This window comes from Terrisporobacter petrolearius (genome assembly GCF_020748185.1).
GTDB classification, from domain to species: domain Bacteria; phylum Bacillota; class Clostridia; order Peptostreptococcales; family Peptostreptococcaceae; genus Terrisporobacter; species Terrisporobacter petrolearius.
Genome location: NZ_JAHZMO010000029.1, coordinates 1 through 26,415, shown reverse-complemented (window position 1 = coordinate 26,415; position 26,415 = coordinate 1). Strand labels below are relative to the sequence as shown.

The 26,415-nt window shown below is 28.9% G+C and carries 27 protein-coding genes; 22 read left to right on the top strand and 5 right to left on the bottom strand.

Annotated features, from left to right (window positions below; translation table 11 throughout):
* Window positions 1-90: 90 nt before the first annotated feature.
* Window positions 91-1,269: an SIS domain-containing protein gene (locus tag K0040_RS14385; protein WP_228109464.1), complete on the bottom strand. Its 1,179-nt coding sequence runs from the start codon at window positions 1,267-1,269 to the stop codon at window positions 91-93.
* Window positions 1,270-1,452: 183 nt separating this feature from the next.
* Here K0040_RS14385 and nagA point away from each other — a divergent pair, with 183 nt between their 5' ends.
* The 8 genes from nagA to K0040_RS14345 all read left to right on the top strand — a co-directional run bounded on the left by nagA (window position 1,453) and on the right by K0040_RS14345 (window position 8,570).
* Window positions 1,453-2,592 (top strand): N-acetylglucosamine-6-phosphate deacetylase, encoded by a 1,140-nt coding sequence (gene nagA, locus K0040_RS14380; protein WP_228109463.1) that lies wholly within the window; start codon window positions 1,453-1,455, stop codon window positions 2,590-2,592.
* Window positions 2,592-3,116: a hypothetical protein gene (locus K0040_RS14375; RefSeq protein WP_228109462.1), complete on the top strand. Its 525-nt coding sequence runs from the start codon at window positions 2,592-2,594 to the stop codon at window positions 3,114-3,116. The genes nagA and K0040_RS14375 overlap by 1 nt, the downstream gene beginning before the upstream one ends.
* A 55-nt stretch (window positions 3,117-3,171) precedes the next feature.
* Window positions 3,172-4,020: a class II fructose-1,6-bisphosphate aldolase gene (gene fba, locus K0040_RS14370; RefSeq protein ID WP_228109461.1), complete on the top strand. Its 849-nt coding sequence runs from the start codon at window positions 3,172-3,174 to the stop codon at window positions 4,018-4,020.
* 111 nt (window positions 4,021-4,131) lie between these two features.
* The gene (gene pfkB / locus K0040_RS14365; protein WP_228109460.1) at window positions 4,132-5,064 is read left to right on the top strand and encodes a 1-phosphofructokinase; all 933 of its coding nucleotides are present in this window, start codon (window positions 4,132-4,134) and stop codon (window positions 5,062-5,064) included.
* A gap of 371 nt (window positions 5,065-5,435) precedes the next feature.
* Window positions 5,436-6,281, top strand: coding sequence for a methionine ABC transporter ATP-binding protein (locus K0040_RS14360; protein ID WP_228109459.1), 846 nt, complete (start codon window positions 5,436-5,438; stop codon window positions 6,279-6,281).
* Window positions 6,271-6,936: a methionine ABC transporter permease gene (locus tag K0040_RS14355; RefSeq protein WP_206925271.1), complete on the top strand. Its 666-nt coding sequence runs from the start codon at window positions 6,271-6,273 to the stop codon at window positions 6,934-6,936. Before K0040_RS14360 ends, K0040_RS14355 begins: the two co-directional genes overlap by 11 nt.
* 15 nt (window positions 6,937-6,951) lie before the next feature.
* Window positions 6,952-7,782 carry a MetQ/NlpA family ABC transporter substrate-binding protein gene (locus tag K0040_RS14350; protein ID WP_228109458.1) on the top strand — a complete coding sequence of 277 codons (831 nt, stop codon included), beginning with the start codon at window positions 6,952-6,954 and terminating at the stop codon, window positions 7,780-7,782.
* A 5-nt stretch (window positions 7,783-7,787) separates the two neighbouring features.
* A complete protein-coding gene (locus K0040_RS14345; RefSeq protein WP_228109457.1) occupies window positions 7,788-8,570 on the top strand; it encodes a DUF169 domain-containing protein in 783 nt (260 codons plus the stop codon).
* 138 nt (window positions 8,571-8,708) lie between these two features.
* On the opposite strand, the gene K0040_RS14340 is transcribed toward K0040_RS14345, so the two are convergent.
* A complete protein-coding gene (locus tag K0040_RS14340; RefSeq protein ID WP_228109456.1) occupies window positions 8,709-9,845 on the bottom strand; it encodes an SLC13 family permease in 1,137 nt (378 codons plus the stop codon).
* 298 nt (window positions 9,846-10,143) lie between these two features.
* Here K0040_RS14340 and K0040_RS14335 point away from each other — a divergent pair, with 298 nt between their 5' ends.
* The 9 genes from K0040_RS14335 (at window position 10,144) to K0040_RS14295 (ending at window position 18,444) form a co-directional block, all read left to right on the top strand.
* Window positions 10,144-11,190 (top strand): ABC transporter ATP-binding protein, encoded by a 1,047-nt coding sequence (locus tag K0040_RS14335; protein WP_228109455.1) that lies wholly within the window; start codon window positions 10,144-10,146, stop codon window positions 11,188-11,190.
* A gap of 3 nt (window positions 11,191-11,193) precedes the next feature.
* Entirely contained in the window at window positions 11,194-12,075 is an 882-nt protein-coding gene (locus tag K0040_RS14330) for a carbohydrate ABC transporter permease (protein WP_228109454.1), read from the top strand.
* Window position 12,076: 1 nt separating this feature from the next.
* The gene (locus K0040_RS14325) at window positions 12,077-12,907 is read left to right on the top strand and encodes a carbohydrate ABC transporter permease (protein ID WP_228109453.1); all 831 of its coding nucleotides are present in this window, start codon (window positions 12,077-12,079) and stop codon (window positions 12,905-12,907) included.
* Window positions 12,908-12,935: 28 nt separating this feature from the next.
* A complete protein-coding gene (locus K0040_RS14320; protein WP_228109452.1) occupies window positions 12,936-14,279 on the top strand; it encodes an ABC transporter substrate-binding protein in 1,344 nt (447 codons plus the stop codon).
* 95 nt (window positions 14,280-14,374) lie between these two features.
* On the top strand, window positions 14,375-15,370 hold the full coding sequence (locus K0040_RS14315) for an ABC transporter ATP-binding protein (RefSeq protein WP_228109451.1): 996 nt from the start codon (window positions 14,375-14,377) through the stop codon (window positions 15,368-15,370).
* Window positions 15,367-16,179: an ABC transporter permease gene (locus K0040_RS14310; RefSeq protein WP_331476331.1), complete on the top strand. Its 813-nt coding sequence runs from the start codon at window positions 15,367-15,369 to the stop codon at window positions 16,177-16,179. Before K0040_RS14315 ends, K0040_RS14310 begins: the two co-directional genes overlap by 4 nt.
* A 2-nt stretch (window positions 16,180-16,181) precedes the next feature.
* Window positions 16,182-16,958: an ABC transporter permease gene (locus K0040_RS14305; RefSeq protein WP_228109450.1), complete on the top strand. Its 777-nt coding sequence runs from the start codon at window positions 16,182-16,184 to the stop codon at window positions 16,956-16,958.
* A gap of 185 nt (window positions 16,959-17,143) precedes the next feature.
* Window positions 17,144-17,698, top strand: coding sequence for a CD3072 family TudS-related putative desulfidase (locus K0040_RS14300; protein WP_228109449.1), 555 nt, complete (start codon window positions 17,144-17,146; stop codon window positions 17,696-17,698).
* 218 nt (window positions 17,699-17,916) lie between these two features.
* Window positions 17,917-18,444, top strand: a complete 528-nt coding sequence (locus tag K0040_RS14295) for a hypothetical protein (RefSeq protein ID WP_228109448.1) — start codon at window positions 17,917-17,919, stop codon at window positions 18,442-18,444.
* 148 nt (window positions 18,445-18,592) lie between these two features.
* Here the strand turns inward: K0040_RS14295 and K0040_RS14290 are convergent, their stop codons facing one another.
* Both K0040_RS14290 and K0040_RS14285 read right to left on the bottom strand, forming a co-directional pair.
* Entirely contained in the window at window positions 18,593-19,267 is a 675-nt protein-coding gene (locus K0040_RS14290; protein WP_228109447.1) for a beta/alpha barrel domain-containing protein, read from the bottom strand.
* Between the two features lie 829 nt (window positions 19,268-20,096).
* Window positions 20,097-21,371 carry an aromatic acid exporter family protein gene (locus K0040_RS14285; RefSeq protein WP_228109446.1) on the bottom strand — a complete coding sequence of 425 codons (1,275 nt, stop codon included), beginning with the start codon at window positions 21,369-21,371 and terminating at the stop codon, window positions 20,097-20,099.
* 729 nt (window positions 21,372-22,100) lie between these two features.
* Between K0040_RS14285 and K0040_RS14280 the strand changes: the two genes are divergently transcribed.
* The 3 genes from K0040_RS14280 (at window position 22,101) to K0040_RS14270 (ending at window position 24,121) form a co-directional block, all read left to right on the top strand.
* The gene (locus tag K0040_RS14280) at window positions 22,101-22,664 is read left to right on the top strand and encodes a GNAT family N-acetyltransferase (protein WP_228109445.1); all 564 of its coding nucleotides are present in this window, start codon (window positions 22,101-22,103) and stop codon (window positions 22,662-22,664) included.
* Window positions 22,665-23,276: 612 nt separating this feature from the next.
* Window positions 23,277-23,546: a CD3324 family protein gene (locus K0040_RS14275; protein WP_228109444.1), complete on the top strand. Its 270-nt coding sequence runs from the start codon at window positions 23,277-23,279 to the stop codon at window positions 23,544-23,546.
* Between the two features lie 143 nt (window positions 23,547-23,689).
* Window positions 23,690-24,121, top strand: coding sequence for an N-acetyltransferase (locus tag K0040_RS14270; protein WP_228109443.1), 432 nt, complete (start codon window positions 23,690-23,692; stop codon window positions 24,119-24,121).
* An 89-nt stretch (window positions 24,122-24,210) separates the two neighbouring features.
* Here K0040_RS14270 and K0040_RS14265 read toward each other — a convergent pair whose 3' ends face one another.
* Window positions 24,211-24,771 (bottom strand): DUF6143 family protein, encoded by a 561-nt coding sequence (locus K0040_RS14265; protein WP_228109442.1) that lies wholly within the window; start codon window positions 24,769-24,771, stop codon window positions 24,211-24,213.
* 132 nt (window positions 24,772-24,903) lie between these two features.
* Between K0040_RS14265 and K0040_RS14260 the strand changes: the two genes are divergently transcribed.
* Window positions 24,904-25,833 (top strand): DUF362 domain-containing protein, encoded by a 930-nt coding sequence (locus K0040_RS14260; RefSeq protein WP_228109441.1) that lies wholly within the window; start codon window positions 24,904-24,906, stop codon window positions 25,831-25,833.
* A 122-nt stretch (window positions 25,834-25,955) separates the two neighbouring features.
* The gene (locus K0040_RS14255; RefSeq protein ID WP_228109440.1) at window positions 25,956-26,267 is read left to right on the top strand and encodes a phage holin, LLH family; all 312 of its coding nucleotides are present in this window, start codon (window positions 25,956-25,958) and stop codon (window positions 26,265-26,267) included.
* The last annotated feature ends 148 nt before the right edge of the window (window positions 26,268-26,415 follow it).

The window sequence follows — 26,415 nt, the reverse complement described above, 5'->3', positions numbered from 1 at the left end:
TTATTATTAACTTCCTCATTTTGAGCAACGAAGTAATCTCGTTGGCGATATGAAGTGTTTCGCCGACACGTCGCTCAAACGAAGCGAATTTTATTTACAAGTATATTTATATAATGTTACACCTTCAACAACACGGTTAACTTCACCAGTTGGACATGGATTGTCAGGTGTTATATCCATTGATAAAGATTTTAAAACTGCAAGTGATTGAGCAAATGTTAAATAAGCCAGACCTAATTCTACATTATTTGGGTTAACGTTAGTATTATAAGCATAAATGTAATCAGCTAATTCACTTAACTCATCAGATGGTTTGTCTGTTACGATAGCTAGTTTATTGTTTTTTCTTTGAGAACTTATTTCCTTTATAAAATCTAATTCATATTTATAAGTGTACTCATCATTACTCACATAAACAACTACTAATGTAGAATCATCTATTATTGATTTTGGACCATGCCTAAAACCAAGTGGAGTGTCAAATAGAGCAACTGTATTTCCTGCTGTTAATTCAAGTATTTTTAAAGATGACTCTTGTGAGATACCTTTTAAAGTGTTACTACCTAGATAAACTATTCTTTGGAAATTAAAATCATTTATTATTTTTTCTACTACTTCAAAACCTACATCTAAGAAGTTTTCAGCAGATGAGCAAATAGCAGATATTATCTCTGATTTTTCACCTAATTTATCAAGATTAAAGCAAAGATAAGTAGCTAAGTACATATTAGAAAAACTTGATGTCATAGCAAATCCTTGATCATGAGTTTCTTCAGTAAGATTTATTGCATAGCAGTTATCTAATTTATCAGCCATTTTAGAAAGAGCACCTTCATGATTGCAAGTAACAAATAGATGATATATGTTATTGCAAACTTCATTAGCAACTTCAACAGCACCAATTGATTCAGGAGAATTTCCAGAACGACCAAAACTTACTAATAATGTTGGTTTAGTTCTAGATAAGTAATTCTCAGGAGTAGCTACTAAATCAGTTGTTGCATAAGACTTAACTTTGTGATTAAGTACCTTATTTAGCTCTGAGTAAAGAGAGTTACCAACAAATTCACTAGTACCTGCACCAGTTAGTATTACGTCGAAATCTTCATTTTTTATGACCTTGTTTATAAATTCTTCTATAGAATCTTTATTATTTTCTATTTGAGTTAATGTTTTTAACCATGTTTTAGGTTGTTGATATATTTCGTTTAAAGTAAAAGATGACTTAGTGTCTTTCCTTTGGTTTTCAGTAATATTAAGAATATTCATAAATTCTATGTCCCCCATCCGTATATATTAAATTAAAATCTTGCTTAACTCTAATTATAGTAAAGAGATGTATAAATACAATGGATGTATTAAAAGGTATAATATTTGTGTTAAAAAGTGCAAATATTATCTAAAAAATGTTATGTATAATTGAGATATCCTAATAATGTATGGAGGGCTATCATGTTAATACAAAGTAAGAGAGTTTGGATTGCGGATCAATTTATCCCAGCCCAAATAGAAATTGATGATAATAAAATAGTAAATATTTATAAATATAATGAAAAGGAAGGAGCTTCTGATTATGGGAAGAAAAGGATAGTTCCGGGATTTATAGATATTCATAGTCATGGGGCGTATGGTTTTGATACCAATGATGCTAACGAAGAAGGATTAAAAAACTGGACTAAAAGAATACCTGGGGAAGGGGTTACAGCATTTCTTCCAACTACTATAACTCAAAGTAGAGAAGTTTTAACTAATGCTTTAGCCAATGTGGCAAAAGTTGTTGAAGAAGGATATCAAGGGGCAGAAATATTAGGAATACATTTTGAAGGTCCTTATTTAGATATGAAATATAAAGGTGCTCAGCCACAGAAATATATAGCAAAGCCTACTATTGAAGAATTTAAAGAATATCAAAAGGCAGCAAAAGGATTAATAAAATATGTGACTATGGCTACAGAATTAGATGAAGATTATGAGCTAACTAAATATTTATATGAAAATGATATTGTTGTAAGTATAGGTCATTCAGCATCTACTTATGAAGAAGCAGTATATGCTTTTGCAAATGGAGCCAGATCTCAAACTCATGTTTATAATGGGATGACAGCTTTTAATCATAGAGAAAATGGATTAGTTGGATTTAGTTTAAGAGTTAAAGATATGTATGGTGAGATCATATGTGATGGAAGTCACTCAACTCCAGTAGCATTATACAATTTCTTTAAAGCTAAGGGGCCTCACTATGGAATTATGGTTACAGATGCACTAATGGCAAAAGGATTTGAGCCAGGTTCGAAATTTATTTTTGGTGGAAATGAAATTGAAATATATGAAGATGGTAGTGCACATTTAGTAGGAACAAAAGGCTTAGCTGGTTCAACATTAAAAATGAATCAGGGGTTAAAAATATTAGTGGAAGATGCTATGGTTCCATTTAATTACGCTATTAATTCATGTACTATAAACCCTGCAAGATGTCTAGGAATAGATACTCATAAAGGTAGAATAGGCGTTGGATATGATAGTGATTTAGTAGTTCTTAATGATGATTATTCAGTACATCAAACCTATTGTTTAGGAAAGGAAATGATGTAATGAACAAAAAAAATATAGATTTAGCAGGAATGAATATTTATCTAAATACATCGGGAAATACAGTTTATTATAATGTCTTTGATAAAAAAGGATATATTGTAGGACATAAAATAGAACAAAAATTTAGATTATTTTATTATAGATATTTTATCATAATAACACTGCTGGTTATATTAGATGATTATTTCAAAAGTTTTGAAACTACATTATTAGTAGGTGGCTTTGCAGCAATTGTAGCAGAAGTTTACTTTAGAGGGATATTTTTGAAACAGTTAAAATCTATAGATAATTTTAAAAGAGATAGAAAAGTCAATAAATTAGAAATGATTGTTAAGAATAGAGAAAAAGAAAGAACTATTATGAAAGCTTGTGCTTATGCACTTCTAAGCATATTAATAGTTATTAATGCCATACAACAAAATTATAATTTAGTTTTTATGGCTTTAAGTGGAATGATTTCAATATATGGAGTTTATTCAGTTATATTAAACGGAATGGCCCTTAGAAAAATGAATATTAAATAGAATAATTAATTTGAAGATAATACAAAGTTTAATCTAAATAAGGGGGAGAATTATTATGGAATTAGTTACTACAAAAGATATTTTAAAAAAAGCTCAAGAAGGAAAATATGCAGTAGGTGCTTTTAATGTAGAGAATATGGAAATGGTAATGGCAGTTATAAGTGCAGCAGAAGAAATGAATTCACCTGTAATTATGCAAACTACACCATCAACAGTTAAGTACGCTGGCCTTGATTATTTTTTAGCAAATGCAAAGGTTGCAGCTAGTCGTGCAAAAGTTCCAGTAGTTATGCATTTGGATCATGGTTCTAGTTTTGAACTTGCATCAGAAGCATTTAGAGCTGGATATACTTCAATTATGATAGATGGATCTCATAGTAGTTTTGAAGACAATATAAAAATATCAAAGGCTGTTGTTGATATGTGTAAATCATCAGGTATTGCAGTTGAAGCTGAACTTGGCAAAGTTGGTGGAAAAGAAGATGACCTAGATGGCGGAGATGGAGGGTTTACAGATCCTAAAGAAGCTAAGTTGTTTGTAGAAAAAACAGGTGTGGATTCTCTAGCTGTTGCAATAGGTACAGCTCATGGTATGTATAAAGGTGAACCTAAGTTAGATTTAGATAGATTATCGCAAATAAAAGAAGTAGTATCTATACCTCTTGTGTTACACGGTGGATCAGGAATACCAGATTCAAAAGTACAAGAATCTATCAAAAGAGGTATATGCAAAGTAAATTATGCTACAGAGCTTAGAATAGCATTTACAAAGGGAGTTACTAAGTATTTAGAAGAAAATAAAGATACAATAGACCCTAAAAAATACAATAAGTCTGGTATGGAAGAAGTTAAACAGTTTGTAAAAGAAAAAATAAAAGTTTGTGGTTGTGAAAATAGAGCATAATAAATATCCCCTAAGAGAAAAGTTTAATTTTTTCTTGGGGGTAATTTCTTTAATCAATAAGAAAAGTAAAAAATATTAAGTATATAAAAATGGGTTATAAGGAGAAAACACATGATTACAACTGTAACGTTAAATGTATCTATTGATAAGGCATATAAAATAAAAGGATGCGTAGAGTCTGGAAAAGTTATTAGAGTATTAGAATGCAATAATACTGCTGGTGGAAAAGGACTAAATGTATCTAGAGTAGCTTCTCTTTGTGGGGAAGAAGTTTTGGCTACTGGATTTGTAGGTGGACATTGCGGTGCATTAGCAGAAGAATTACTGGAAAAGGATAATATAAAAAATAAATTTACTCATGTTAAAAGTGAAACAAGAAGTTGCATAAATATATTAGATGAGAATAATGTATCAACAGAGTTTTTAGAAAAAGGAGAGTCTATTAGCGATGAAGAAATAAACGCATTTTTAGATGATTTTGATAAAATAATAGAAGATAGTAATGTTATCACAATTTCTGGTAGTGCACCTCAAGGTGTCCCAACTAATATTTATACAACTTTAATAAATATGATAAAGGCTAAAAATAAAAAAGTTATTTTAGATGCATCGGGGGATTTATTAAAAGAGGGTATAAAAGCTTTACCTACAATGATAAAACCTAATAGTGAAGAAATGGAAAATCTACTTAGTGTTAGCATAAATAATGAAGAGGAAGTAATTAAAAATGCTATTAAGCTTCGTGAAAGTGGAATAGAATTAGTTGTCGTATCACTTGGAAGTGATGGGGCATTATTAGTTTGTAAAGATGGGGTTTATCATGGAAAGCCTCCTAAAATTGAAGTTGTTAATACAGTTGGATGTGGAGATTCTATGGTGGCTGCATTTGCAGTTGCAATGGAAAGGGGATACTCAAATATAGATAGTCTAAAATATGCTATATCTATTTCAGCAGCTAATGCAATGACTTTTTCTACAGGAAGTTTCAATTCAGAAGATGTAGATAATATATTTGAAAATACACAGATTAAGAAAATTTATTAGGTAGCAAACTAATCGTCAAGCTATTTGATCAATATATGGTGGCATGATTGTTGTGAATTATATGCACCATTCAAAACCTAGTAAAAAAGATAAAGAACTACTAAGTTTATAGCTTAGTAGTTTATTTATTTATTAACTTAAGGATGGTTCTACTCACTGAGGGCAAATAATTTACAAGTAGAAGTAAATAAAAATTGTAAATTAAAAGAGAATTATAGAAAAAATTAATATTAACGTGCTATATATAGATATAAACCATAGGGTAAAATGGCGAAAAATAGTGAATTATTTCATAATTTGTAATATAATTACCAATGTTGCTTAAAAAGTATTTTATTTCTAAATAATATATAATATGAAAGGTAGAAAATATGATTGAAATAAAAAAATTAAATAAATCATATGGAGAACACAAGGTTTTAGAGGATATTAATCTGACAGTTAATGAAGGAGAAGTATATGGATTTATTGGTTCAAGTGGAGTTGGAAAGTCTACACTACTTGATTGTATAAATGGATTAGAAGAGTATCAAACAGGTTCAATTACTGTAGGAGATGTAAAAGTAGAGAATTTATGCGAGGAAGATTTAAGAAAGTTAAGAAAAAATATGGGGATGATTTTTCAAAATTTTTCTTTGTTGAAAAGAAAAAATGTATATAAAAACATAGCATTGCCTATGGAATGTTGGGGATATTCAAAAGAAGAAATAGATAAAAAAGTTAAATCATTAGCATCATTAGTAGGTCTAAGTGATAAATTATATGTCCGCCCAGATAAGCTAAGTGGTGGTCAAAAACAAAGAGTTGCCATAGCAAGGGCACTGGCTTTGGAACCTAAATATTTACTATGTGATGAATGCACATCAGCCTTAGATCCAAGGACAACCTTATCAATTTTAGAATTATTAAAAAATATCAATAAAAATTTAGGGATAACTATTATAATAGTTACTCATGAAATGAAAGTTGTAAAGTATATATGCGATAGAGTGGCAATTTTAGCTGATGGAAAAATTGCAGAGCAAGGTTATGTAGAAGAATTATTTACAAATAAGTCATATACATTAAAAAAATTACTAGGGGAAGAAGATATAGATTTTGATAGTGAATTTTTATCCTTAAAATTAGATAAAAAAGAAAAAGTTTTAGTTGAGAAGTTTTTAAAATCTCAAAAAATATCTTACAGTATAGAAGGAGAAGAAAGCCATGTTTACTAATACGAGTCTAAAACAATACTTACCAACAGTGATTATGCCTGCAATAGGAGTTACAATTAAAATCATAGTTTTTTCAGCGTTATTTTCTATAATTATAGGAATGATATTGGGAATTGTTTTAATTATAACTGACGCTGATGGGTTACACCCTAACAAACTAATACATACCGTATTAGATAAGGTAACTGATATTATACGTTCATTTCCTACAATGATTTTAATTTTAGCTATTGCTCCCATAACTAGAATAGTGATAGGAACTACAATAGGTGCAAACGCTGCCATATTTGCAATAACAATAGGGTGTATACCTTTTGCTACTAGAATGACAGAATCAGCATTACAGACTGTTGATAAACAATTGATAAAAGCAACTAAATCTTTTGGAGCATCAAAAACTCAAATTATTATTAAGGTGATGCTAGTAGAAGCATTACCAGTAATGGTTTCTAATTTTACAATAATGTTAATAAATATGTTGAATATGTCAGCAATTGCAGGAGCTGTTGGGGCAGGTGGTTTAGGTGCCGTTGCATTAACATACGGATATCAGCGATTTGACTATGCTATCATGTATTTTGTTGTATGTATTTTGATTATATTTGTTCTCTTAATTCAAGCTTTAGGGAAATTAATATATAAAAAAATAGTATAAAATAAGGAGAGAGAAATGTTAAAAAAAATATTAGGTATAATGTCTGCAATAATAATGACAGTAGCTTTTGCTACAGGATGTAGTAAATCAAGTACTGAAGTTGAAAAAGATAAAAAACATATAGTTGTAGGAGGAACTTCTATATCTGAAGTTACATATCAAGCTATAAAAGAAAAATATGAAAATATGGGATATACAACTGAATTTGTCAGTTTTGAATCTAATCCAGTTGTTTTAGAAGCTTGTAATAATGGGGAAGTTGATATATCCCTTGGACAACATAAGAAGTTTGTATCAAGTTATAATGAAAGCAACAATGGTGATTTAGATATGGTTAAGCCATATGGTTATTATACAGGTATAGGTTTATATTCAGAAAAATACTCATCAGTAGATGAAATTCCTAAAAATGCTAAAATAGCAATAATGAATGATGCTATGAATATGGATATAGCCCTTAGAATACTAGAGGATGTAGGTTTAATTAAAATAGATGAATCTGTTAAAAATGCAACTGTAGCAGATATAGTAGAAAATCCGAAAAATATATCAGTAATAGATATGGATCAGGCTCAAACTGTAACTTCTTTAAAAGATATGGATGCTGCTTGTGTATTTTTCACACATATGTCTAATGCAAAAAAAGACCCTGCAAAATATTTAGCTAGAGATAATAAAATGATCGATTACCCAATGGGAGTAATAGTTAAAAAAGAAAATAGTAATGCAGATTGGTCAGTTGATTTTGCAAAATGTTTTAGAGACAAGGATGTTCAAAAAGAAATAAATGATGCGTTTCCAGGGGTATTTGAATTCTATACAGATGACAATCAAGTGAGGGAATAATAGCCATGGAGAATAATTGGCATGAAACTGTAAAAAGAATATATTCATCATTAGATTTAGATAGAAAAGTAGTTGGAATTAAATTATTTAAAAATGAAGATGAATTTAATAATGAAGAGTCATTGCTTCCAGCAAAAAAAATGAATTACTGCTTAGCAGTTGCAAGTGCATCCAAAGGATATTCTATTAAATTAGAAAAAAATAAGTTTTTGTGCAAAAGCGGATCTAGAGTTTTAGGTATAGATAAAACAGATTTAAAAAATTCAAATGGAGAAAATTGGTCGAGGTTAGGGTTATATTGTAATAGTCAAATAAGCTATTCTGTTAGGGAAGAACTTAGTTATGTACAAGACGATATTATTGGTGTTACAGTTAAACCAATAGAAGAGTATGAAACTATTCCAGATGTTATAATATGTATTTCTAGTCCATACAATATAATGAGATTGGTTCAAGGTTATGCATATTATTATGGAATGCCTAAAAACATCAATATGATAGGAAATCAAGGAGTTTGTTTAGAATGCACAGCAAGACCCTATGTAAAGCAAGATATTAATGTATCTCTTTTATGTATAGGAACTCGTCATAAGACAAATTGGAAGGATGGAGAATTAGCCATAGGAATTCCTAAAGAACAAATTACTAATACTATTGACGGTATTTATAAGACGATAAATATAATGGAAAGCAATCACAATAAAGAACAGATTATAAAAAAATTTGATGATGAAGGTATAGAGAACCCTAGTATACAGTATAATTACAATTACTACACAGAGTGTTAGAAGAATTAAGGTTATATGAGGCCAACACACTCATACTGTGATTTAAAAACAGGATCAGATAACATCAACTTTTGGTTATGAATTAATAAGAATAAAATATAGAAATTGCCGTAGCATCATACTACGGCAATTTTTATATTAAAACTTGCATATTAAACCATAAACAAGGGGCACAAAAACAGCCAAACCTAAAACATTATAAAAAGTAAAAGACTTCATATAATTATCATTTCCAAACTCACTAGTATAAATTTTATAAGAAATAACACTAGCAAGAGAAGCTATCAAAGTGCCCATACCACCAATATTTACTCCCAAAAGCAATTCTTTAAACTGATCTGTAAACCCAGATAAAAGCATAGTAGCAGGAACATTACTAATAAATTGACTAGATATAACAGAAGATAAAAATGTAGACTGAGGACTACCTAAAATACCATCCATAAAGTTTTTAACAACATCCATAGTTGACATATTACCTACAAATATGAAAAATCCAACAAAGGTAACTAATAATGAATAATCAACTTGGGAAAATAAGTTTTTATTTAAAATCAAAACTGTAATTATAGTTATTAAAAAAGTAACTTTATAATCAATAACATGAAAAACTGATAATAAGATTATTAAAAATAATGCACTAAATAAGTAAACATCTCTTTTGTTGTTAATTTTAACATCTTCTAAATCTAAACTTAAATCTATTCTCTTATCTTTAAAAACAAGGAATACTAAAAGTAATATGGATAAAACAACTACAGGTAGAGTTATCTTAAAAAAGTCCATAGGATTTAAATTATAAAAAGAATAAATAAATAAGTTTTGAGGATTACCCATAGGAGTAAAACTACTGCCAAGATTGGCGGCTAATGTTTGTAGTACAACTACTTTTAACACGTTAATATTAGCTTTTCTTCCAATAACTATACTAAGAGGAACAAATGTAATAAGTGCAACATCATTGGTAACAATCATGGAAGATACAAAAGTTATAAATACCAATGCTAATGATATGGAAGTGTAAGTATTACACTTTTTTAATAAATTTACAGCTATACTATCTAGTACTTTTAATTCTTTAAAAGCAGCAACAACTATCATAAGATTAAACAATAGTATAAGTACTTTAAAGTCAATATATGACATTTTAGGTGCGGAAACAAAAGAACTAATTATAGCAAGGGTAAAGGCTATAGTTAGAACACATTCTTTTTTTATAAACTCAATAATTGAGTATTTTAATTTTAATTCTTGTGATTGAATATTTTGACTCATATTTCTCTCCAAATAATAAATTTTTGCCATGAAAATTTTACACTATTATATAGAATAAATCAAATGATTCAATAGATAATGTAATTTACTTATTTATAAAACCAAGTATATGAGATAATTGCTACTTTTGTAGGTAATACTATTTTGTTTATTGAGATTTCGAATAAATGCAGGTGCAATATAGAAAAAAACAATTTGAACTATTTTGTCAAAAAATGTATTATGAAGATTGCTGAAAATTTGTATGCTGAAGATGTGAACAAGACAGTCTAAATATTATTTTAAAAAAGGAATAAAAATGAGAATAAGATTAGAAAATTTAAGCAAAAAATTTAAAAACTTAATAGCCGTAAATAATTTAAATATTGATATTAAAGATGGGGAATTAGTATGTTTACTTGGACCTAGTGGGTGTGGAAAAAGTACCACATTATCCATGATTGCAGGACTGGAAAATCCCACAGATGGGAAAATATACTTTGATGATAAAGATATGACAAAAATAGAAGCTGAGTACAGAGATATAGGGATGGTATTTCAAGATTATGCACTTTACCCTCATTTAACTGTATTTCAAAATATAGAGTTTCCTTTAAAAATCAAAAAATTAAATAAAATGGATAGAAAAAAAGAAATTACTAGAGTTGCAAAACTAATGCAAATTGAAGAATTGCTAAATAAAAAACCAAGTAAATTATCAGGAGGGCAACAGCAAAGAGTTGCTATTGCAAGAGCAATAGTAAAAAATCCGAAGATTTTGCTTTTAGATGAGCCCTTGTCTAACCTAGATGCTAGGCTGAGAATTGAGCTTAGAGAAGATATACGAAAGTTACAAAAAAAACTAGGAATAACAACTGTATTCGTCACTCATGATCAAGAAGAAGCTCTTAGCATATCTGATAAAATTTTACTTATGGACAAAGGAAATGTTCAACAGTATTGTAATCCTAAAGAAATGTATATGAAGCCTAAAAATCAATTTGTTGCAACTTTTTTAGGTAATCCAACTATGAATTTATTTGATGGATTAGAAGAGGATGAAAAAATATACATGCTAATCTCAGGAAAGAAGAAAGAATTAGCGTCCAACAATATACATAAAGTAGCAAGTCAAAAAGGTAAAGTGAAAATAGGAATTAGGCCAGAAGACTTCATATTACACGAAGATGGTATTTTAGAAGGGGAAATTTATGCCCTGCAAACTTTAGGAAAAGACGTTTATTTAGAAGTTAAATGTGAAGATGTATTTTTTAGAGTAAGTATAAATTGGGATCACGATTTTAATGAAGGTGATATAGTAAAATTCAATGTGAAATATATGCATATTTTTAATTTAGGAGAATAGAAGATGAAAAGATTAAAAAATGACAATTTAAGAGCATTTTTTTATTTATTGCCTGCCTTAATTATTATTGTAATGTTTCAATTTTATCCCATAATAAAATCTTTTTTGATAGGATTTTATACAGATTTCGATTACTTAACAAATAGTGTTTATGAAGTGGGCATAGATAATTTTGTACATGTATCTGAGGATATTAGTTTTCATAAGGCAATAATTAATACTTGTGTATATGCATTTATAGCTACACCTTTAGGAATTATAATAGCTCTAATTTTTGCTCTTATTTTAAATTCAAATATTAAATTTAAAAAACTGTTTACTAACGTTTTTTTCCTACCTTTTGTTACATCTACTACAGCTGTAGCCGTAGTATTTAGATGGATGTTGAATAAAGACTTTGGTATTGTAAATGCTTTTTTAGATGTGCTAGGTATGGCTAAGGTTTCTTGGCTGATGGACCCTAATATGACTATTCCTATACTAGTTGTACTAAGTATTTGGAAAGGTCTAGGATATAAAATTATTATATTTTTAGCATCATTACAAAATATAGATAGTCGCTATAATATGGCAGGAAGAATAGATGGAGCGTCAAGGTTTCAAAGGATATGTCATATTACTATTCCTATCTTAAAACCAACCATACTATTTTTAACAACAATATCATTAATTGAATCATTCAAACTGTTTGATGAAATATATGTATTGTATGGAAAGAAAAGTGGACCATTAGAAAGTGGTTTGACTATAGTATATTACATATTTGATAAATTCTATAGTCACTGGGAATTTTCAATTGCGTCAGCAGCAGCATTTATTCTGTTTTTGATTATATTAATATTTACTATACTTCAGTTTGTTATAACTAGAAGGAAGGAAGAGTAAAATGAAAAAAACAAAAGAAAAAGTAGGAATTATTTTATCATATATAATTTTAATAATAGGTGCTATATCTGTAATGTTTCCATTTATATGGATGATATTAACATCTTTAAAACAAGGAAATGAAGTTATGGTAATGCCACCTAAATTATTTCCAAAGGAAATACAATGGCAAAATTTTAAGGATGCTTTAGACGCGGTACCTTATACAAAATATTTATTTAATAGTGTTTTTGTAGCTACTTGTGTGACTATAGGTGAATTGATAACAACTATTTTAGCAGCTTATGCATTTTCATATATTCCATTTAAATTAAAGCAAGTTTTATTTATATTGCTTATTGCTACTATGATGGTACCTAGTGAAATATTGATGATTCCAAACTACGTGACTTTAAGTTCTTTAGGATGGATCAATACATATAAATCATTAATAATTCCATGGTGTACAAGTGTATTTTCAATATTTTTACTAAAACAACAATTTGATAATGTACCAAAATCTTATTATAAAACGGCAAAAGTAGATGGTTGCAATGGGTTCAAGTTTTTATGGAGAGTACTTGTTCCCATATCTAAAACAACTATTTTTTCTGTAGCTATATTAAAATTTATTAGCTGTTGGAATTCTTACATGTGGCCGCTAATAGTTACAAACACAGAGGATATGAGAACCTTACCTGTTGGATTAGCAGCTTTTTCAACAGAAGCAGGTGTACACTATAATACTTTAATGGCATTCTCAGTTCTGATGGTAACTCCAATAATTATATTGTATATTTATACTCAAAAATATATTTTAAATGGAGTTAGTAAATCAGGGCTTAAAGGATAAAATATATACAACTTAAGGGGAGAAAAAAATGAGAAAAAAAATTTTATCATTGTTACTTTGTGGAGTAATGATGGCATCAATGCTAGTAGGTTGTTCAACAACTAAAGACGAAAAGAAAGATAAGGGAGAAAACAAATCTACTATAGCTACTAAGGTTACAGAACCAGTAAAAATAACTTTTTGGCATGCTATGAGTGGAGTAAATGAGGAAGCAATAAAAAAAATAACAACAGATTTTGAATCTAAAAATCCAAATATTAAAGTTGATGTAGTTAATCAAGGTGATTACTTAACATTATTTGATAAATTAATGGCTTCTGCAAAATCAAAACAACTTCCAACAATTACGCAAGTATACTCAAATCGTTTATCTTGGTATATATCAAAAGACCTTGTAACAGATTTAACACCATTTATGAAAGATAGCAAAACTGGGTTTACAGATGAAGACTACAAAGATATACCTGAAATGTTCTTAGCAGATGGTATTTGGAATGAAAAACAATATGCAATGCCTTTTAACAAAAGTCAAATGGTACTGTACTATAATGAAGAAATGTTAAAAGAAGCAGGTATTGATGTTCCAACAACATGGGAAGAATGGGCTGATGCAGCTAAAAAATTAACTAAAGACGAAAATGGCGATGGTCAACCAGAAGTTTATGGATGTGTATTCGCAAACAACCTTTCTACAGATATAGCTCCATGGGTTAAACAAGCTGGTGGATTAACTATGGATGAAAAAACAAATAAATTACATTTCGATACACCTGAAATGAAAGAAGCAGTAGAGTTTTTAAACAGCATGGTACAAGATAAAACTGCACGTTTAGCTGGAGATGATCAAAATGCAAATGTTCCATTACAAGATGGAAGAGCAGCAATGTGCGTTGCATCAACTTCTGCTCTTCCTTATATAGAAGAGGGAACTGCTGAAGGAATAACTATAAATGCAGCAGCATTACCAGGAAATAAAACTGACGATCAATTATACTATGGTACAAATGTGGCAGTATTTAATACAGCTACTGAGCAAGAACAACAAGCAGCATGGGAATATATTAAATATTTAACTTCAACAGAAAATACAGCATACTTTGCGGCACAAACAGGATATATTCCAGTAAGAAAAAGTGCTCAAAAAGATCCTGAATTCTCAAAAATATTAACTGAAAAACCAATAAAACAACTTTCCTTTGATTGTATGGATAAAGGATTCCAAGGAACTAGAAATATAGGTGGAATTAATGCATTAGATGAGTTAGGAAAACAATTAGACCTAGTATTCAATGGCAAAAAAGACATAGATCAAGCTCTGAAAGATGCACAAAAGAAAGGTACAAAGGCACTAGAAGAAGCTAAAAATAACTAAAATTGTGATTAAAGATTAGGAGTGTCTATTAAAAATGGCGCTCCTAATTTTATAGTTATTAATATAAAAATTATCAATTAAAGGAGGTGATTTTTATGATATCAATGTCACATATTTGTAAAAATTATAAAATATCTAAAAGGGATGCAGGATTAAAATCTGCTATAAAATCTTTATTTAATAAGGAATATGAAATAATTAATGCTCTAGATGATATATCATTTAATATATCAGAAGGGGAGATTGTAGGATATATAGGGCCTAATGGTGCTGGTAAGAGCAGCACTATTAAAATTATGAGTGGAATATTAACACCAGATAGTGGTGAGTGTGTTATTAATGGAAAAGTACCTTGGAGAGACAGAAAAGAATATGTACATGAGATAGGAGTTGTATTTGGGCAACGTTCACAGCTATGGTGGGATGTACCTGTAGAAGAATCTTTTTTATTGTTAAAAGATATATATGAGATTGAATCAAATAAGTATATAAAAACAAAAAATGAAATATGTGAATTATTAAAAATAGGGGATTTATTAAAAATACCAGCAAGGCAATTATCTTTAGGACAAAGAATGAGATGTGAGCTTGCAGCATCACTATTACATGAGCCCAAAATTTTATTTTTAGATGAGCCTACAATTGGTTTAGATGCAGTATCTAAAATAGCAGTACGTTCTTTTATATCAGATATAAACAAAGAAAAGAAAACTACAGTTATATTAACAACTCATGATATGCAAGATATAGAAAGTTTAACAAATAGAGTTTTATTTATAGGAAAAGGAAAACTTCTCTTAGATGGTTCCATGGAAGAGTGGAAAGATAAATTTTCTGTAGAAAAAAAATTAGAAATAAGTTACATTCACAGTGATAAAATTACATATAGTGAAATCGTAAAAGGATTAAAAGGCGTGAGAATATCAAATATATACAGAGGAAAGATGGAGCTTATTATTGATTTATCAATTACAACAATATCAAAAATAATTTGTGAATTAAGCTCGTTAATTGAGATTACGAATATTTCTATTTTTACTCCAACAGCTGATGAGATTATAGTATCTATGTATGAGGAGTATAGAGTATGAAAAAATTGAAATTATATTTATCATTCATAAGAATTAGATTTAACTGTAGTATACAATATCGTGGGGCAGCCATATCCGGTATTATCACACAGTTTGCTTGGGGATTTATGCAAATTTTATTATATAAAGCTTTTTATGAAGTAAATCCAGAAGGGTTCCCTATGGGAATGTCTCAACTAGCTTCTTACTTTTGGTTACAACAAGCTTTTATGAATTTATTTATGACTTGGTTTTTAGATAATGATATATTAGAGACAATTACAAGTGGAACAATTGCTTATGAATTGTGTAGGCCTATAAATTTATATAATATGTGGTATGTAAAAAGCTTTTCTAGTAGGATTACTAAGACTTTTTTACGTTGTATTCCAATTATTATTATTTCTTTACTATTACCAGAACCATATGGGTTAGTGTTGCCCAATAATATTATTATGTGGGTGGAATTTATTATATCAATAATATTAGGATTTCTAGTAGTTATATCTTTTTCTATGTTAATTTATATAATTGCTTTCTTTACATTATCACCAATTGGAGTGAGAGTAGTAGCATTATCAGCTATGGAATTCTTATCAGGAGGAATTATACCATTACCCTTTTTACCAAAAAGTATTAGGCAGGTTGTAGAATTACTTCCTTTTGCATGTATGCAGAATATGCCTTTTAGGATATTTAATGGTAATATATCTGGAATAAATGCGTTGAATGGAATACTTTTGCAGATTTTTTGGCTTGTAGTTCTAATAATTTTAGGAAAAGCATTAACTAAAAAAGCAATAAAAGGTGCAGTTGTGCAAGGAGGTTAGTTATGAAACATTATTTTAAATTTTTAAAGATGCATTTAAAAAGTTCAATGGAATACAAAGTTTCATTCTTTTTAACTCTGTTTGGTCAATTTATAATATCATTTACATCATTTTTAGGTCTTTACTATTTATTTTTAAGGTTTCACACTATAGAAGGATTTAATTTTAATGAGGTATTATTATGTTATTCTTCCGTATTAATGTCTTACTCAATTGTAGATTGTTTTGCTTACGGTTTTAAAAACTTTTCAACAACCATATCTAATGGCCAGTTTGATAGATTTATGATAAGGCCATGCAGACCAATTTTTTTGGTGTTAACATCTAATATAGATTTTTCAGCCATGGGTAAATTGGTTCAAGCTATTTTGATTATGGTTTATGCAATAAAAAAAAGTGATGTAATATGGAATTTCTATAATATTCTTATTTATATGGGAATGATATGGGGTGGTATATTTGTTTTTGCAGCACTTTATATTATACATGCTTCTTTATGTTTTTTTACAATTGAAGGACTGGAATTTATCAGTATTTTTACAGATGGAGGACGTGAGTTTGGAAAGTACCCAATGGGCATATATGGTAAAAACATGTTAAAGTTATTTACTTTCTTAGTACCATTAGCATGTGTCCAATATTATCCTTTGTTATTTTTAATAGGAAAGAAAAATGAATTTTACTATGCTATTACACCCCTATATACGATTCTTTTATTTATAACAAGTTTAATAATATGGTGTTATGGTGTTAAAAATTATAAATCTACAGGTTCATAAAAAATCTATCTATTAACAAAACATAATTATAAAATATAAATAGTTTAAGAGAAGTTGTTATAGATGTTACATTCATCTTATTTATTATGTAGTAATAATTTAGAACTTATAACAAGCTATGGTAAAAATAAAATATGGTGCTTTATATAATAGAAATAATAATTGAAGGGGATATAAATTAGATTATGAAAAAAATTTTAGTAGTGGCTCATTGTATTTTAAATAGAGCTTCAAAAGTTGAAAGATATAGTATTGAATCTATTGATAAAGAAAATGATCTTAGAAAGATATTATTATACAAAGTTTTTGAAAATGATATAGAATTATTGCAATTACCATGCCCGGAATTTACCATGTATGGATCGAAACGTTGGGGCCATGTTAAAGATCAGTTTGACAATACATTTTTTAGAAGTCATTGTAAGAATATATTACAGCCTGTAATAGAACAAATAATAGAATATTATACAAACAAAGAAAAATTTGAAATACTAGGAATAGTTGCTGTAGATGGTAGTCCTAGCTGTGGATATAATTTTACCTGTAAAGGTAATTATGGAGGAGAACTAGGATGGTGTAAAACATTAGATAAAAAAATAGAAAGTATAGTTTTAGAACATGAATCGGGAGTATTTATGGAAGAATTAAAAAAGCTTCTTGGAGAGAATAGTTTAAATATACCAATTAGAACGTTAAAAGATGAAATTACTTATTTAGAAAATTATAACATATTAACATAAAAAGTGATTTAGATGGAGAAAACATAGATATCAACGGATTACTTTATATTTGAAAATTATATTAGAGTTAAAACATGATATTTGGAACTGCTGAACTTTAGAATTTAGTAGTTCCTTTTTTAATACTAATTATTTATCCAATACAAATAAGAACCAATAGCCCATATTTACATATGATATATAGAACAATATTTATATGACAAAAAGGAGAATCAACAATGGACAGAAATTACTGGAAAGAATATTGGGATAATTATTATAACTTTATGGCTTTATATCTTAGAGAGGTACAAGAAGCATATCCAAATACGGATATTAAAAGTGAATACACAGAAGTTGCTAACTTGTTTGAGCCGTCTATGCCTTTTGAGGAATATGAAACTTATGAACCATATGACAATGAGGGTGGTGAAAACAATCCAGAAACAGATGACGATCCACCGTCTTTATTATCTGGTGGTGGGGCATCTGCTTCGCCTTTTGCATTTCCTGGTGGAGGACCAAATCCTCAGCCTTTCATATCACCAGGTGGTGGCCAATTCACTATAAATAACTGTAGGAGAATGGCAATAGTTAGAATAGAAATGAGAAGAGGTTTTAGCCCTTCTAACTTTTTTATGATAGTAGACAGAGCTGACAGAAGAAGCATTCAAGGATTTAGAATAGCTTGCGAAGGTAGCAGAATTAGATTTGTGCCAATGGCTGTAGAATATAGAAATATCAATCGTATTGAATGTGCATTTTAGTTAAACAAATTATACTGAAGAAAAAAATAATTTAGACACACGGGGGGAGACAATCGAAAATACAAATTAAAAAATAAAAGGGATACTATATATGATAAATATAGTATCCCTTTTCTATTTGAACAACTTTATATATGAAAGTAAAACACTAATGTGCATCCAAATTCTCTCTATAAGAGCTCATCACATCTTTAAATAATTGAGCCACAGAAGGTGGCGTCCAAGTGATTGCGTTTGCACCAGCAGCTATTGTTCTTCTTATACTCTCCTCAGTAGGTCCACCTGTAGCAATTATAGGAAAATCAGGATAATCCTGTCTAATTTTTGCAACTATTCTAGGTGTATCGACAGAAGCTGAAACGTTGAAAATAGTAGCACCAGCATCTATCCTTGCTTGGATATCTGTATCATCGTTTACAATAGTAACAACAACGGGTATGTCTAGTGAGTCAGATAAAGCTCTAACCACATGGTTTGTTGTTGGAGCATTAACAACTACTCCAATAGCACCTTGCAGTTCTGCATTAGTGCCTAGAACAACTGAACGAATACCCTTTGTAAGACCTCCACCAACTCCTGCGAAAACTGGAATATCAGAAGCCATAATAATGGATTGTGTAATTATTGGTTGAGGTGTAAATGGATATACAGCGATTACTGCGTCTGCATTTACATTTCTTATAATGGCTAAGTCAGTTGAAAAAACAAGGGATTTAATTCGTTTTCCGAAAATATTTATACCGCTGCATTCTCTAATGACTTCAGGAACACGTAAAAATGATTTTCTAAGTGTACCGTCTATTGATTTTGGTCTTTGCTTCATATATAAAAGCCTCCTTAAAAATTTTATATTCATAATATTTGTACATTTGATTTTAAAGTTTATTTAAAACATTTTTATATTTAATTATAAATCAGAAGTGTTAAATTTCCTATATTTTTATTGATAAATATTATTTTTATTTTCTAATTCACACAAGTTTTTTTATTTTAAATAAATGTGATGTAAATAAGTATTTCATATGAGTGAAAATATTTATTTACATCATATTTATCAGTATTGCTAAAAATGTAATAAATGATAACATATCTAACTGTAAGGTCTATAGTAGGTAAAATAGAAAATAGTAAAAAACACTAAAAAGGAGCTATGATTTTCTATTCATAGCTCCTGATTAAAACTAGTTATTACACTTTAAATTTTGTAAAGAATACACATAATTATCTACACACTCATTTACACAATAATGCAACTTTATGTTTTTCTTTTAATTAATCAATAAGGTTAACGATAGATTCTACTTCTTTGAAAGTATGCATAGCCTTTTTTGAGTGACTACGTCGGCGATATGAAATTTTAATATTTCATTATCTTCTTTGATTGGAGATAATTAACTTTTAAGAGATCTCAATTCTCTCAATGTCATCTCATCCTCTGAGATTGAAGATATTGGAGAGTTATCTTTTATCCATGTAGATATTGTTGATTTTGGTATGCCATACTCGCTGTTTAATACTGCTGATGATTTTCCTGATTTATATAATTGTATTTTTAAATTCTTCTGTATATCTTGCTATTTTAGATACACCCTTTCTAATCTACATATATTATAATTAGTTGGATTAATTGTGCAGATGCACTTATACTAATATCACATCTTATTGCTCTCTTTAATTATATTTTTGAAATATTCCTGTAAATCTGTTTCATCGTTGCATCGCTCTAAGTTTAACTCTTTTGACATGGCTTCAATTTCTTCAAGCATGTCATGAATTTGAATTTGAATGGTCAATTTGTTCCAAATACTAATGAGCTCTTGTACTTTAGGATCAGTAATAGGTAATTGTTTTTGATAGCAATATTTTAGATTTTTTTTGAATTTTTTAGCATTCTTGATAATTGCTATCTTTTTATTAAAAGATACACTTTCTTTTATAACGAGTGCTTGCGTTAAAACTTTTTCTTCTGGTCTTAAGTTATCAAAAAAGCTTTTATTAATATCTAAAAGGTGATGGAATTCATTTAAATATTGAAAGATGAGTGTTTGATTCACAAATTCCTCTCGTGTTTGCGGTAGCGGTTGATTTTGAAATTCATCTGTAATTTTCTCGCTCTCTGCAATCGAGTCAACAGTGTTATTCGCATCGTGGACATTGTGAGTAAATTTCTCTGTTAGGTTAGCAAGAATCGTTTCTTGTTTTGAATTAAGTTTTACTTTATCGAGAATTTGGGATAATCTAACCAGGACATCAAACTGCAAAAACCTCATCTCCATGTATTGAGCGTAATAACTTAATTCAATTAAGACATAGTTTTCCTGGTTTTTATTTGCTCTCATTTTTGCTCCTTCTAATAAATCTTTAACTGATGAAAATAATTTTTGTTCATTAACCTCATTACTTACCTGTCGACGAATTTTATCTGTTAGATAACCGACAATCCTTTGAAATTGTTCTTCAATTTGCTCTTGATCATCAGCAATTTGTCGCAACATGTTTGGCATATAAGCATTCACCATAAGTGCAACCCCTGTCCCTACTACCATTAACGCAACTTCATTTAAAAGTAAAGCCCCGCTGATAAAACCTTCTCCTAATAGATGTGTCACTAATACGGCGCTCGTTGAAATTCCTTCGCTTGCATTAAATTTAACAGTGAGCGGTATAAAGCATAGTAAAGATAATCCAAATGCCACCACATTAAATCCAAATACTAAAAACATGACACTCCCAATCACCAATGATAATACAGTCGCTTTTAATCGCTGCTTCACCACATCAAAGGATTTACGTCGTGTATCTTGAATACTTAATAGTGCAATAATGGCTGCCGAATAGGGATAGTCTAATCCCAATGCTTGCGCTAAAAAAATCGCGATTGACGCTCCAATTGCCGTTTTAATGACTCTCATTCCTATTTTTATCATTTTTCATCACTCCTCTTGTATAAAAAGTTAGGGTTTTCTTCCGATCCATTTTAACTGGAGAAAAAACATCATCTCAAAGTTGGAATAAATAGGTGTTCCATTAGAAATTCATGATTCCATTTATATGAATAATATAACTACCTACACCAACTATGTAGACTGATTGTTACCTTATCAGCAGTCATAATGGATATTTTATTGTGTATATTTTAACTCTTATTTGTGAACTGAATATAAACTCTCAACAGAAAGTTAACTGATTTTCTCAAACGAGCATCTTTACATCTTATCAATAAGTTATTCGTTGTTTTTTTGAAAAAATCACTTTTTTATTAGGATAACCTCTTATTCATATTTTTTATTTATATTTTTTAATATTTAATCGCTAACTTCTTGTGGATTTCTTTCAAAATAATCACTCACTTTCTTACATAGCTAAAATAAGTATTCCCTAAAAACTTGTTTAAAGGTATTTAGTAAAAAGCCCTTAAAATCCATTTATTTAAATTTCAAGGGCCTTATATTTGTTATATTAACTAATTCCTAAATACAAATTTAATGACTAGTTATTCTTATCTAACATTTCATTCATTTTAAATTTACTATTTTTAAATTTAGATATGGGATTTCAGATAGAAAATTATTAATTGTTATAAAAATGCTTGAGCTTAGTATTATACCAGGCCTTAGAATAGATACAAATATATTAGATTAAGAGGTGGATTAAAGATGAAAAAATTTAGTTATACAGAATTATTGAAAGTGTATGAAGAAAGATTAGTAAATGAGTTTCATAAGGAAGAAATAAAACCTTATGAATTAATAAAAAGATTGTTAGAAGAAGATAAATATATGGGATATGGACTTTATGAAGATGATAAACTCGTAGCGTATGCATTCTTATGCAAATCAGAAGATAGTGAATATGTAATGTTAGACTATTATGTGGTAGAGTCTGAATTTAGAGGTTCAGGGTATGGAAGTAAATTCTTAAGTGAGCTATACGAAGTTACAAAGTCATATAAAGGTATAATAGGTGAGATAGAAGATCCAAATTATGCAGTTGATAGAGATGACTTAGAATATAGGGAAAAAAGAATTAAATTCTATGAAAAAAATAAGTTATATCACACAAATGTTAGGAGCTCGGTATTTGGAGTAAAATATATAATTATGATTATGACTAAGAACGAATTCATTGAAGAACAAGTTGCAAAAAGTTTAAGAAGTATATACAGTGAATTATTTGGTATAGAAGCATTAGACCAACAAATTGAGATAGGTATAGTCTAATAAAAAAGCCCTTAAAATCCATTTATCTGAAATTTTAAGAAAACTAATTGAAGAATATGATATTAAAAGTACAAATGATGTTAAAGGATACACACAATTATCTACACACTCCACTAAGAATATTTAAATTTACAATATTTTTAGTAGGAGTTCTATTTTAAAATAAACTACAAAATTATTTATAAATACTTCTAAAAATTAACTAAACTTCCTAACAAAAGTCCTCTGAGGACCATATAACTTTCTTTTGACAGCTTGTTTATGGAATAACCTTTGTTTAGCATTTGTTGTTTCATTTTATCTGTTTGGATTTCATAGTTCATCATCTTTTTCCTTTCCGTTTTATGAAAAAATAGTAGCATGGAAAGGTACATATAAAGATTAGAGAAAATAGTATATAATATATTTATATAAACTAAACATTATTAAAAATAAATATATTTGGAGGTGAAAATGTAATGAAAAACATTGTACAATTTAAAAATGTAAAAGGCTCTGAGCAAAGTCTATAAAAAAATTTGTTTGGAGCCGTACTTAAATAGATACGGCTAAAATAGCCATAATAGATTTTGCTCAACTAGATACAATTAAAAGTAGATAGGAGCAAATATTATGAAATACGAAAATGCAAATGATATATTGCCATCAGATATTATAGAGATACTACAAGAATATATTGATGGTAAATATTTATATATACCAAGAAAAGAAAATAATAAAAAATCTTGGGGAGAAGAAAGTGGATTTAGACAAGAACTAAATATTAGGAATAGAAAAATAATTAAAGAATATAATAACGGGAAAACAGTAAAAGAAATATCCCAAGATTATTATCTTACAGAACATAGTATCAGAAGGATTGTTAGGGACAATAATAAATAAAATAAAAAGTGTCTTAAAGTAGTTAAAAAATTACTCAAGGCACTTTTTTAGTACAAAAACAAAACAGAACTATATATGTACTTACTGCTATTTTATAGTAAGTGGTAAAATTGAATATATTAAGAAAATAAGGAGGAATTTATATGATAAGAGATATAGAAAATAAAGATATAGATAAAATAATGGATATCTGGTTAAAAAGTACTATTAAAGCTCATGGTTTTATAGACGAAAAATACTGGAATAAGAACTATGATACTGTAAAAAATGTTTATATACCAATGTCAGACACATTTGTGTATGAAGATGAAGAAAACATAAAAGGCTTTATAAGCATAATAAATGATGAATTTATAGGAGCATTATTTGTTGATATAGACTGCCAAGGCAATGGAATAGGCAAAAAATTAATAGATTATGTAATGAATAAATATAAAAAACTAAATTTAGCAGTATATAAGGATAATAAAAAATCAGTAGATTTTTATATGAATAGAGGATTTAAGATAGTAAAAGAACAAAAAAATGAAGATTCAGGATATGCAGAATATATAATGGAAATGCATTATAATTAAAACTTGTACCTCATACATCAAGAAATTAGCAAGAGTGGCTTTTATTGTATAAAAAACCACCTGCTATGCAGGTGGTTTACATAAAAATGCTACTTACAACAACAATGAGGTTCACAGCAAGATTTACTTATTTTTTCTTCCCACCAACCAAAAGCAACAATAGCACTATCAAACTCTATTGGTAAAAATCCACCAAGATAAACAAGAATACATGAATTTGCAGGTATAATTATTTGACCCCCATCTATTACTGTTGTTGAAAACGCAGGAGCTATTCTAGAGAATATTGGTACACCATTAGCTGGTGGATTAGTAACTATATTATTAAATTTTATTTCTCCATTCGGCTTAGGAGGTGGAATAATAGTAACATTTGTGTAACTAACATAAGGACTAGGCTCGCCTTTTGGAGGCGTAGATCTAAGATAAATTTCTGCAGAAAGGTTTTCATTAGAAATATTTGTTACGGTTATAGCATTTAGATAAATATTTACATCTGAACATTTTGGATTGACCAAAGTTGCTATAGCCTGAGAATCTGGCCCTGTTAATATTGGAGTTTGACCTATAAAATAATGTCCTTTTTGAGATTGAAATAAGGGATATTCAATAGAAATTTCTTTGTTTAAATTTGTATCCTTTGATAACATAATAATCACCTAACTTATAAGTTTTGGAAAAAAATAATTTCCTATCATATAGTATTCATAAAAAAAAATAATGTTATAAATATCTACATTAAATGACTATAAATGCAAACACTTATATAAAGAGGTGATAGCATGAGAGAAAATCGTAAAATAAAAGAACCTATAGTTGCCATAACAAAGGCACTAACAGAAGGAAAATCCTTAGAAAAAGCCTTGGATTTACTACCTATAGATAAAATTATTCAAAAAGGAGACAATGTAATAATCACACCAAACTGGGTAAAAGACAAAGGGGCAAAAGATGGGGTTGTAGTGGGGCCTAAAACTTTACAAAGACTTATACAATACGTAAAAACAAAAGAACCATCAGCAATATACATAGCAACAGGATCTGGTGGAGCAGAAACGACTGAGGTTATGACAAGTGTTGGATATGAAAAAGTAATAGAAGAGGAAGATGTTGAATTTATAGATATGAATTATGGACCATTTATTGAGGTGAAATTAGATCATGACATAATCAAGACCACACCAATAAACAAAATAATAGATGAAGTAGATGTAATAATATCATTTACTCAGCTAAAATATCACGAAGAAGCAACTGTTACAGCTAGTATTAAAAATGTTGCCATGGGCTATCCTCCTGCAAGTGTTCATGGTTTTCCCAAAAAACAAACAGGAATACATGAAGACTTACATGGATTTATAAGAAGTTTTGCAAATAAAGTTCCCATAGACTTAGCAATAATAAGTTTAGACAAGGCAATGATAGGCACAGGGCCAATATTTGGTCAAGCAGTGGATACACCTGGGCTTATAATAGCAAGTACAGATCCTGTTGCAGCAGATAGTGTTGGAGCTAGACTACTTGGATTTTTACCACAGGGAGTGGCTTATTTATATGGACTTTACAAGGATGGCCTTGGAGAAGCTAATCCTATAAATATGACTATAAAAGGTCTTGATCTAATAGAAGCAGAAAAAATATTTAGCAAAGCTGCTTATGGAAATAAGGAAAGTGTAGTAGATAGAGAAAAGTTAAAGGATATTCACGGGTAAGATGCTTTTTATTAAAAGTACAGAATCAGTGTAAACTTTTGTTAGCTTATATCATATCTTAGATTAATACAATGTTATTTATAAAAATTTTGTATTAATTCAAAATAGAAAGAAGGCATATTATGAATGCTGACTTATTTAATGTTTTGTTAAGCATACTAACTGCAGTGATAACTATAGGTGGAGGAGTTTTAATTAATTATTTGAAGAAAAAAATAAATAATGAAAAATTAACAACTTATTATAATTTATCAAAACAAGTAGTTATGTATGTTGAACAAACAAACCCAGATTTATTAGGAAGTGCAAAAAAAGAATTAGCAGTTTCTAAAATATTAGAGTTAACAAACAATAGGGTTACTAAAACACAAGCTGAGACACTTATAGAATCAGCTGTATACGAAATAAAAAAGCTTATTAACACAACCAACTAATATTAAATTAAACTTAGGATAAGAGAATGTCTATAGATTTGTGTAATAATTTTGTTTTGTAATTTATATTACTGGAAATTCAAAATTCCAGTAATATTTTTTTATTTCTAAGAAATACTAATACTAGCATTCTTTTCACAATTATTAT